Origin of the sequence: Clostridium sp., from assembly GCF_032552055.1 — a bacterium.
In the GTDB taxonomy this organism is placed as follows: domain Bacteria; phylum Bacillota; class Clostridia; order Clostridiales; family Clostridiaceae; genus Clostridium.
This window is the reverse complement of record NZ_JAWGSV010000341.1, coordinates 1-2,705: the sequence shown is the minus strand read 5'-3', so window position 1 is coordinate 2,705 and position 2,705 is coordinate 1. Positions and strand designations below refer to the sequence as shown.

2 protein-coding genes are annotated in these 2,705 nt (G+C 28.9%); both read right to left on the bottom strand.

Annotation, left to right across the window (positions count from 1 at the left end; all coding sequences use genetic code 11):
- Nucleotides 1–63 precede the first annotated feature (63 nt).
- Entirely contained in the window at nt 64–732 is a 669-nt protein-coding gene (locus tag E6248_RS15205; protein WP_316341615.1) for a Crp/Fnr family transcriptional regulator, read from the bottom strand.
- Between the two features lie 277 nt (nt 733–1,009).
- On the bottom strand, nt 1,010–2,647 hold the full coding sequence (gene hcp, locus E6248_RS15200) for a hydroxylamine reductase (protein WP_316341614.1): 1,638 nt from the start codon (nt 2,645–2,647) through the stop codon (nt 1,010–1,012).
- Nucleotides 2,648–2,705: the final 58 nt, after the last annotated feature.

The window sequence follows — 2,705 nt, the reverse complement described above, 5'->3', positions numbered from 1 at the left end:
TTACAATTTATATATACCCAAATAAATAGAGCAGACTTCTATTATCCAAATCTGCTCTATTTTTTATGAGAAAAACTCATCTTCCAATCCTTCTAGATTAGTTATCTTTATTTCTTTTAAATTAAACTCTACAAGGCCCATATCTCTCATATTTATTAATTCCCTAGAAAGTGATGGTCTTGGTATTCCAAGCTCTTCAGCTAACTCTTTCTTAGAAGCTATTTTATATACATAACTTTTATTTTTCTTATAATTATCTAATAATATTTTACATACTTTTCTTCTTATAGAATCTAACTCTACTAAATTAATTTTTCTATTTAATATAACTATTTTTTGTGATAAAAGTTCTAACATATTTTCAGCAAACTTGGCATTCTTTTGCATTATCCCTAATACACTTTGTTTGGGAAATGATAGAATCTTACAGTTTTCAACTGCCATTACTGTTGCAGGATATTCCTTATCTTTTGAGAATAACAAAGCTTCTGCAAATACATCACTTACATTAAAGTTAGATAATGTTAATACCTTTCCATTTTCATAAATAGTTTGAATTACAGCTTTTCCTTCAAGAATTACTGATAAACTATTACACTTTTCTCCTTGGTTAGCTATAACCTCATTTTTTTTATATTCTCTTACTAAATATAGCTGACTTTTTAATATTTCATCTATTTCTTTTTCATTAATACCTTTGAAGAAACATGTCTTTTTCAAAACTTCTATCATAATCTATACTCTCACCTCGTAAGCCATTTCAATTTAATTATTCTAATATATGATTCAATAAATAATCTACATCTTGAGTAATAATGTTGCTTTAAATATGAACTAACTTAATAAAATGTAGAAACTTTATCGCAACTTATATACATATTATCATAGTCTAATAAAAAAAATAATCTATGTTTTAATTTCTTAAAGAATAAAACAAAGAGCTGCCTGTAAGACAGCTCAATTATTATTAATTTTTTTATCCATTGTTAATTTTTAATTGTTATCAATATTATGCTAAAAACATTTTTAAATCATCTTCTACGTTAGTTATTCCACCAATTCCAAAATTTTCAACTAATACCTTAGCAACATTTGGAGAAAGGAAGGCTGGTAGTGTTGGTCCTAAATGAATATTCTTAACTCCTAAGTATAGTAATGATAATAATACTATAACTGCCTTTTGTTCATACCAAGCTATATTGAAGGCTATTGGTAAATCGTTAATATCTTGTAATGCAAATACTTCTTTAAGTTTTAATGCTATTAATGCTAATGAATATGAATCATTACATTGACCTGCATCTAGAACTCTTGGAATTCCTCCAATATCACCTAAGTCTAATTTATTATATTTGTATTTTGCACAACCTGCTGTTAAAATTACAGTATCTTTTGGAAGAGCCTTTGCAAAATCAGTGTAGTAATTTCTTGACTTAGCTCTTCCATCACAGCCTGCCATTACAAAGAACTTCTTTATAGCTCCTGATTTAACAGCATCAACTACTTTATCTGCAAGTTGCATTACTTGATTATGAGCAAATCCACCAATGATTTCTCCATTTTCTATTTCTGTTGGAGCTTTACATGTTTTTGCAAGTTCAATTATTTCTGAGAAATCTTTAGTTTCTCCATCCACTCCATCTATATGCTTACATCCTGGGAATCCTGCAGCTCCAGTTGTAAATACTCTAGCCTTATAGCTATCCTTTGGTGGTACTATACAGTTTGTAGTCATTAAAATTGGCCCATTAAAGCTTTCAAATTCTTCTTTTTGCTTCCACCATGCATTTCCGTAGTTTCCTACAAAGTGATCATACTTCTTAAACGCTGGATAATAGTGAGCTGGTAACATTTCTGAGTGAGTATAAACATCTACTCCAGTTCCTTTTGTTTGCTCTAATAATTGTTCTAAATCCTTTAAGTCGTGTCCTGAAACTAGTATTCCTGGATTATTTTTAACGCCTATATTAACCTTAGTTACTTCTGGATGTCCATAAGTTCCAGTATTAGCACTATCAAGTAGAGCCATACCATCTACCCCTACTTTACCAGTTTCTAATGTTAATGCAACTAATTCATCAACTGTTAAGTTATCATTTAATAACTTAGCTAAAGTTTCTTGCATAAAAGTACTTACTTCTTCATTATCATAACTTAATTCGTTGGCATGTTTCATATAAGCTGCTAGTCCCTTTAATCCATAAGTGATAAGTTCTCTTAAACTTCTAATATCTTCATCCTTAGTTGCTAATACTCCAACTACTTTTGATTTTTCATCATATTCTTCTCTAGTAGTAGAATTCCATAATGCTGCTTCTGATAAACCATCTTTATTGGATAATTTATTTAATAACTCTTCTTTTATTTCTAAAGCTTTTTTTACTCTTTCATAGAATATTTCATCATCAAAATTAGCATTAGTAATCGTAGTAAATAAGTTTATAGTTATAAAGTGATTCACTTCACTTGAAATTTCTTTTCCTTCTTTTCTAAGTCTAGTTGTAACTTCTGATAATCCTTTGCTTACATATACTAAAAGATCTTGCATTCTTGCAAGTTCAGGTGACTTACCACAAACTCCAAATTGAGTACAACCTGTGCATCCTGCAGTTTCTTGACATTGAAAACAAAACATCTTATTATCCATAAAACAATTCCCCCTATTTCAAATCTTTTAAATTAATTACTTTATGGCTATATTATAT

What these genes read in the sequence shown, in the direction of transcription:
- E6248_RS15205 (WP_316341615.1), bottom strand. Translation starts at nt 732, where the DNA reads ATGATAGAAGTTTTGAAAAAGACATGTTTCTTCAAAGGTATTAATGAA.
- hcp (WP_316341614.1), bottom strand. Translation starts at nt 2,647, where the DNA reads ATGGATAATAAGATGTTTTGTTTTCAATGTCAAGAAACTGCAGGATGC.